We start from the raw sequence: 7,006 nt of genomic DNA, 5'->3' as shown, positions 1-7,006 counted from the left end.
TGCTGGAGCTGCAACTCGACGCCAATGGCGCGCCGCTCAAAAGCGCGGAGATTGAAACCCGCTTGAGCGCGTTGCTGCAAGATTTGCGGGTGGAGCATCTGCGCCAATCGTCTGCCCTGTCTTTGTCCGGCGGGGAGCGCCGCAGGGTAGAGATTGCCCGCGCACTGGCTGCGGACCCGCGTTTTATTTTGCTGGACGAGCCCTTTGCGGGCATTGACCCGATTGCGGTGATTGAAATTCAGCGCATCATTAATTTCTTGAAAAACCGTGGCATTGGGGTTTTGATTACCGACCACAACGTGCGCGAAACGCTGGGTATTTGCGACCACGCCTACATCATCAGCGAGGGGCGTGTTTTGGCCATGGGCACGCCCGCAGAAATTATTAACAATGCCGAAGTGCGCCGCGTCTACTTGGGCGAGCATTTCAAGATGTAGCGCCATGGCCAGCCTGCGCAGCCCCCCGCTTGTGCTACGCATCTACGTGGCCGCGCCCGCAACCGCCGGAGGTACGCCATGAAAATCGGGCTCTCCATGCGGGTCGCGCAAAGCCTCACACTCACCCCGCAACTGCAACAGTCAATCCGCTTGCTCCAACTCTCTAGCATAGAGCTGGAGCAAGAGGTGGCGCAAATGCTCGCAAGCAACCCCTTTCTAGAAAGCGCCGATGCCCAGGCCGAAGGCGAAACGCCGGACTTGGCTCAGGCCGACACCGCCATCAGCGAACAGCGAGGGGACTTGGAACACGAAGCCCACTCCCCCGCCACGGCAGACCTAAGCCCCGCGCAGGCCCCAGACCACGCAATCAACCCTGCAACAACGCTCGAAACAACGCTCGAAACAGCGCTCGAAACAGCCCTCGAAACAGCGCCTGCAAGCGACTTCGACACGCCATACAGCGCCAGCCCCTCACTCAGCCCCTCATCCAGCCACGACACCGCAAGCCCCGCCGAGGCCCCCGCGCAAGACGAGCTGCAAGCGCCCAACTGGGAAGGCGATGGCAGCGCCGACCAGGTCTATGAAGACGGTGAAAATGGTGAAAATGGCAATGGGGCGGGCGAATCCGGCAACGAAGCCCCGGCGCGCAACAACGGCAACAGCAGCCCCAGCGACGACGATGCCATTGACCTGGCACGCGCCCAAGAGCGTTTGAGCGACTTTTTACTGCGCCAAGTGTGCGGCCTGCGCATCTGCGCCGAAGACCGGGCTGCGCTGGAGTACCTGATTGGGTCGCTCAACGAAGACGGCTATTTAGAAGACTCTTTAGAAACGCTGGCCCAAGCGCTGGGCCCCGAAAACGAGGCGCAACAGCTCGAACTGCTGCACCACCTCACCGTAGCGCACAGCCTGTTGCTGCATTGCGAACCCACGGGCATTGGGGCGCGCAACCTGGCCGAGTGTTTGCAGTTGCAACTGCAAGCGCAGCAAGCCACCCCCGCCACGGAGCCGCACACACAGCCCATCATCGCGGCTGCGCTGCGCATTTGCGCGCAACCGCTGGAGCTTTTGGCCCGGCGCGACATTAAACAATGCGTACAACGCGGCGTCGGCAACGCGGCGCTGGTGCGCTTGGCGTTTGCCCATATTGCGCGCTTAGAGCCCAAACCGGCGCGGCAATTTGTCGATGTGCAACGCAACATCATCGTGCCCGATGTCTTGGTCCGCGCGCGGCGCAATGCGCGGGGCTTGCAACAAAGCGGCTTCGAGGTGCAACTCAACCCAGCGGTCATGCCCCGCCTGCAAGCCAACAGCCTGTACGCCAAAGTGCTGCAAGAGCACCGTGGCAGCGCCACCAGCAGCGCCCATGCTGCGAATACCGCCCATACCGCCCATACCGCCCATACCGCCCATGCCACCCATACCGCCGCCGGCCGGCATCGCCGGGGCTGCTTCCTTCGGCAGCTCGGCGACCATGGCTTCGGTGGTGACGAGGAGGCCGGCAACCGAGGCTGCGTCCTGCAGTGCAGTGCGCACCACCTTGGCCGGATCGATGATGCCCTTGGCGACCATGTCGACATAGGTTTCGTTCTGGGCGTCGAAGCCGAAGGTCTCGGACTTCTCTTCCAGGATCTTGCCGACCACGATCGAGCCTTCCACACCGGCATTCTCGGCGATCTGGCGGATCGGAGCTTCCAGCGCCTTCAGCACGATGTTGATGCCGGCCTGCACGTCTGCGTTGGCATTCGTGATCTTGCCAACGGCCTTCTTGGCGCGCAGCAGAGCGGTGCCGCCGCCGGGGACGATGCCTTCCTGAACGGCCGCACGGGTCGCGTTCAGCGCGTCATCCACGCGGTCCTTCTTTTCCTTCACTTCGACTTCGGTCGCGCCGCCGACCTTGATGATGGCAACGCCACCCGCAAGCTTGGCCAGACGCTCCTGCAGCTTCTCGCGGTCGTAGTCCGAGGTGGTTTCCTCGATCTGCGCCTTGATCTGGCCGACGCGGGCTTCGATCGCCGGCTTCTTGCCAGCGCCGCCGACGATGGTGGTGTTTTCCTTGTCGATCACGACCTTCTTGGCGCGGCCGAGCATCGCGAGCGTCACGCTCTCCAGCTTCATGCCGAGATCTTCCGACACCAACTGGCCGGCGGTGAGGATCGCGATGTCTTCCAGCATGGCCTTGCGGCGATCGCCGAAGCCCGGCGCCTTGACGGCCGCAACCTTGAGGCCGCCGCGCAGGCGGTTGACCACGAGGGTGGCGAGCGCTTCGCCTTCCACGTCTTCCGAGATGATCAGCAGCGGCTTGGTCGACTGCACCACGGCTTCGAGCACCGGGAGCATCGCCTGCAGGCTGGAGACCTTCTTCTCGACGAGGAGGATATAAGCATCCTCGAGCTCGGCGGTCATCTTCTCGGCATTGGTCACGAAGTAGGGCGAGAGGTAGCCGCGATCGAACTTCATGCCTTCGACGATGTCGACTTCGGTCTCGAGCGACTTGTTCTCTTCGACGGTGATGACGCCTTCATTGCCGACCTTCTGCATCGCCTGGGCGATCATCTTGCCGATGGCGGCATCGCCATTGGCCGAGATGGTGCCGACCTGGGCGACTTCAGCGGACGAAGCCACCGGCTTGGCGCGCTTCTCGATGTCCTTGATGACGGCGGCGACGGCGATATCGATGCCGCGCTTCAGGTCCATCGGGTTCATGCCGGCACCGACTTGGCGCCTTCACGCACGATCGCCTGGGCGAGCACGGTGGAGGTGGTGGTGCCGTCGCCGGCATTGTCGTTGGTCTTGGAGGCGACTTCGCGCAGCATCTGCGCGCCCATGTTCTCGAACTTGTCCTCGAGCTCGATCTCCTTGGCGACGGTGACGCCGTCCTTGGTGATGCGCGGGGCGCCGAACGACTTCTCGATCACGACATTGCGGCCCTTCGGACCGAGCGTGACCTTGACGGCGTTGGCGAGGATGTCGACGCCGCGCAGCATGCGGTCGCGTGCGTCGCCGGCGAATTTAACGTCTTTGGCTGCCATGTGAGATGACTCCTGAAATGGGAAACTGGAAGGTTGCGCTCTCACTGTCGTCGCCCGGCTTGACCGGGCGATCCAGTACACGGCGCCGTCGCGGTTCAATCACCGGCGACAGTGTCTACTGGACCACCCGCTTTCGCGGGTGGTGACAATCAGAGAGTGGGGAAAGTGAGCCTCAGCCCACCACGCCCATGATGTCCGACTCCTTCATGATGAGGAGTTCTTCGCCGTCGAGCTTGATCTCGGTGCCCGACCACTTGCCGAACAGGACCTTGTCGCCGACCTTGATGTCGATCGGGATCAGCTTGCCGGCTTCGTCGCGGCCGCCCGGGCCGACGGCGGTGACGAGACCCTCGGAGGGCTTTTCCTTGGCGCTGTCCGGGATGATGATGCCACCCTTGGACTTTTCTTCAGCGGTGATGCGCTTGACGACGACGCGGTCGTGCAGCGGGCGGAATTTGGTCTTGGCCATAGGGAAATCCTCTGGTTGGTTGTAGTGTACACGGCCTTGGCGAGGGCGCCTTAGCAATCCCGCGCCGAGAGTGCTAATCAGGCGGCTCGGAAATATGGCCGAACGCCGGATGAGTCAAGCAAGGCCCGCATCGGCCTCAGGCCTTAAGCCTCTGGCGAATAAAGAGGGTTAAGGCCTTGGTGAGGCCAATATGCAATGGTCTGGAAACCATGTCGGCATTACGCCGTAATGACAGTGCGGTCCGGTGAGATCGCTGTTTTGACAGGTATTTTACGCTTCGCTGCTTGGGACGGGCAGTCGGGGATGTTGTTCAGGGGATGATATGATCAAGTCACGCACCACCCGCCCGGTCGCCAAGCTGGCGGCCATTGCCGCCATGGCCCTGATGCTGGGTGCCTGTTCCACCGGCGGAGGCATGGGTGGCGGGTTTGGCGGCATGTTCGGCAGTTCGGAACCGCCGCCGCCGGCAGAACCCCCGCCGGCACCGGAACTGCCGGCCTCGATCCGCTCCGAGGAGATCGTCGGCCGCTGGGGCCTCGCCTCCTACATGAACCCGAACGACCGCGTCCGCACCGAAAACGCCGCCCGCGGCCAGTGCAAGAATCCCTATATCATCGGCGCCGGCGCCTCCGGCGGGGTCATGATGCATCTCGCCGACGAAGCCACCCCGCAGGAACTGCGCCTGAAGGGCTCGCCCAGCGGCAAGAACTATATCGGCCCGCCCGGTCCCGCCGCCGGTCCGCAGGACCGCGAGATCGTCTCCTTCGATGGCCGGATTCTGGTGACCAAGTTCATCGACAAGGATGCCGCCGTTCGTTACGGCAACATGGTCTATGTCCGCTGCGCGCCGAGGGCGTAAGCGCAGGATGTAGGATGGGTTGAGCGCAGCGATACCCATCACCACATGCGCCCGTCGTGATGGGTATCGCTGCGCTCAACCCATCCTACGAATGCCGCGCCCATTCATGGCGTCAACGCAAAACGCCGGGCACTGGGCCCGGCGTTTTTGTTGCGAAGAATGTAGGATGGGTTGAGCGCAGGCGCGGAGCGCCGCAGCGATAACCCATCAGCGGAGCCCGCCGCATCGACGGAATGATGGGTTGTCGCGAAGACGCTCAACCCATCCTACGCATTCCCTTAATTGAACAGCGCGTCGATATCGTCCTGCGAGGCGTGGCCGACATCGCCGTCGAGCTTCGGGCCGTTGAGCAGCTTGTCGTCGTCGCTGCGGTCATCGACCTTCGGCGGCGCATGCGCCTTGATCTCGTCGACGCCGCCCCAGATGTCCATCATCGCGGTGATGCGATTTTCGATGAACTTCATGGTGGTCATCACCTTGCTGATGCGCTGGCCGGTGAGGTCCTGGAAATTACAGGCCTCGAAGATCGACACGACATTGTCGCTGATCTCTTCCAGCAGCTGCTTCTGCTGCTCGGGCGAATTGACCTTGCCGGCCGCCGCCGCGGCATTGTCGATGGCTTCGGCCGCCGCCAGGATCTGCTGGGTGGCTTCCTCGGTGCCGCCGACGACCGCGCCGAGTTCGCCATTGACCTTGGCCATCTCGTCGCCATCGAAGCTCTTGCCGTGCAGGACAGCAATTTCCTGCTTGGTGCGGGTGATGGCGTCGTGGATCAGGTCGAGCTCGATCTTCAGCTTCTCGCACTGCTCGATCTGCGCGCGATAGGTCGCGAGCAAAGCCTGTGCTTCTTCGATCTGCTTCTGTGCGGCAGCGCCGACTTCTTCCGTCACGGCATTATGTCCCGATGCAGCGGCGGGGGCTGCCATCTGTGCGCGGATGGCGCGCAGTTCGGTCATGATCTCGCGATGCATCGGCATCGGCTCACCACCGTCATTCTCAGCAACGGGTGAAGGCGTGCCGAATACTTCTTCAATACGAAATCGCTTGCGACGAACAGACATCATGTCCCCCAACTCAACAAATATTCCAACTGTCTTATATCAACGAGTTTTAACGCGGAGTTCACGCGGAACATCTGGTTGTGTAGTTCGGATCACCGCGCGCGAACCACTGATTAACCATGGCCGCCCGGCATTCATGCAAAAGTAACGCTATGGACGAGAACCGCTGCCATTGGCGACGTGGTGAATCCAAACGGCGATTCCGTTTACCAAAGCGAGGCGATTTTAACCTTAACTCGCCGCGTGACAGGCGCCGCTCCGGTGAGGGCGCACGACGAAACAGTAAGAGTACGTCGATGTTCAGACAGTTGACCTGCGCGTTCCTCGCGAGCGCATCCTTTGTCGTTGTGAATGCAACTCCCGCGGCGGCGATCGATGCCGTCACGCCCTATGCCCAGCCCGAAGTCATCTATGGCGCGCCCGCACAGCGTCCTGCTCCGCAACGCGTCGCTTCGGCGCAGCGCGGCGGCAATATGGGCGGCGGCTTCATCGAATTCCTGTTCAGCGATGGCGCGCAAGGCTCGAACTATGGCTCGAACTATGGCCCGAGCTATCGGCAGTCGGATGAACGATCCTATGATCCGCGCCGCCGCATGCTGCCGCCGATGGAGCCCGAGCAGCGCGCTGCCTATCAGCGCGACGAGCCGATCGATCCCGCGCGTCCGGCGATGGATCCGAAATTTCTGCCGCAGACCGTGGCCTATGACGGCAAGGAAGGCGCCGGCACCATCGTCGTCGATACGTCGAACAAGTTTCTCTATCTGGTGCAGGATGGCGGCAAGGCGATGCGCTACGGCATCGGCGTCGGCCGTCCCGGCTTCACCTGGCAGGGCGTGAAGACGATCACGGCCAAGAAGGAATGGCCGTCATGGACGCCGCCCAAGGAAATGCTGGCGCGCCGTCCGGACCTGCCGCGCTTCATGGAAGGCGGCGAGTCCAATCCGCTCGGGGCGCGTGCGATGTATCTGGGCTCGACGCTGTATCGCATCCATGGCTCGAACGAGCCGTGGACGATCGGCACCAACGTGTCGTCGGGCTGCTTCCGGATGCGGAATGAGGATGTGATCGACCTGTATGGCCGCGTGAATGTCGGCGCCAAGGTGGTTGTGATCTAAAGGCGCGGCGCTTCCCTTAACCTCTCCCCGTTC

5 protein-coding genes and 3 pseudogenes are annotated in these 7,006 nt (G+C 62.4%); 5 read left to right on the top strand and 3 right to left on the bottom strand.

All coding sequences use genetic code 11. From position 1 onward, the window contains the following. From ACIQ2A_RS24895 to ACIQ2A_RS24885, 3 genes and pseudogenes are all read left to right on the top strand, one after another. The coding region (locus ACIQ2A_RS24895; RefSeq protein WP_398484555.1) for an ATP-binding cassette domain-containing protein at positions 1 to 437 on the top strand (437 nt) is incomplete at its 5' end. A 78-nt stretch (positions 438 to 515) separates the two neighbouring features. Continuing rightward, a pseudogene (locus ACIQ2A_RS24890) lies at positions 516 to 599 on the top strand (hypothetical protein); the annotation flags it as partial. Between the two features lie 573 nt (positions 600 to 1,172). Then, positions 1,173 to 1,697: pseudogene (locus tag ACIQ2A_RS24885) on the top strand (hypothetical protein); the annotation flags it as partial. 129 nt (positions 1,698 to 1,826) lie between these two features. Here ACIQ2A_RS24885 and groL read toward each other — a convergent pair. Continuing rightward, positions 1,827 to 3,469 (bottom strand): annotated as a pseudogene (groL, locus tag ACIQ2A_RS24880) (chaperonin GroEL); the annotation flags it as partial. 172 nt (positions 3,470 to 3,641) lie between these two features. Further along, positions 3,642 to 3,938 carry a co-chaperone GroES gene (gene groES / locus ACIQ2A_RS24875; RefSeq protein WP_398484553.1) on the bottom strand — a complete coding sequence of 99 codons (297 nt, stop codon included), beginning with the start codon at positions 3,936 to 3,938 and terminating at the stop codon, positions 3,642 to 3,644. A 322-nt stretch (positions 3,939 to 4,260) separates the two neighbouring features. Here groES and ACIQ2A_RS24870 point away from each other — a divergent pair, with 322 nt between their 5' ends. After that, positions 4,261 to 4,797: a hypothetical protein gene (locus tag ACIQ2A_RS24870; protein ID WP_398484551.1), complete on the top strand. Its 537-nt coding sequence runs from the start codon at positions 4,261 to 4,263 to the stop codon at positions 4,795 to 4,797. A 278-nt stretch (positions 4,798 to 5,075) separates the two neighbouring features. Here ACIQ2A_RS24870 and ACIQ2A_RS24865 read toward each other — a convergent pair whose 3' ends face one another. Next, positions 5,076 to 5,858 (bottom strand): protein phosphatase CheZ, encoded by a 783-nt coding sequence (locus ACIQ2A_RS24865; RefSeq protein ID WP_398484557.1) that lies wholly within the window; start codon positions 5,856 to 5,858, stop codon positions 5,076 to 5,078. Positions 5,859 to 6,154: 296 nt separating this feature from the next. Here ACIQ2A_RS24865 and ACIQ2A_RS24860 point away from each other — a divergent pair, with 296 nt between their 5' ends. After that, complete coding sequence (locus tag ACIQ2A_RS24860; protein WP_398484549.1) at positions 6,155 to 6,973, top strand: L,D-transpeptidase; 819 nt, start codon at positions 6,155 to 6,157, stop codon at positions 6,971 to 6,973. The last annotated feature ends 33 nt before the right edge of the window (positions 6,974 to 7,006 follow it).

The sequence above is a fragment of the Tardiphaga sp. genome (assembly GCF_044336785.1).
Classification (GTDB): Bacteria; Pseudomonadota; Alphaproteobacteria; order Rhizobiales; family Xanthobacteraceae; genus Tardiphaga.
Note: the sequence above shows the minus strand (reverse complement) of the source record. Positions and strands in the feature narration are given on the sequence as shown.

Excerpts from the sequence above, each read along its gene's own strand:
- groES (WP_398484553.1), bottom strand. The coding sequence starts at position 3,938 with ATGGCCAAGACCAAATTCCGCCCGCTGCACGACCGCGTCGTCGTCAAG.
- ACIQ2A_RS24870 (WP_398484551.1), top strand. The coding sequence starts at position 4,261 with ATGATCAAGTCACGCACCACCCGCCCGGTCGCCAAGCTGGCGGCCATT.
- ACIQ2A_RS24865 (WP_398484557.1), bottom strand. The coding sequence starts at position 5,858 with ATGTCTGTTCGTCGCAAGCGATTTCGTATTGAAGAAGTATTCGGCACG.
- ACIQ2A_RS24860 (WP_398484549.1), top strand. The coding sequence starts at position 6,155 with ATGTTCAGACAGTTGACCTGCGCGTTCCTCGCGAGCGCATCCTTTGTC.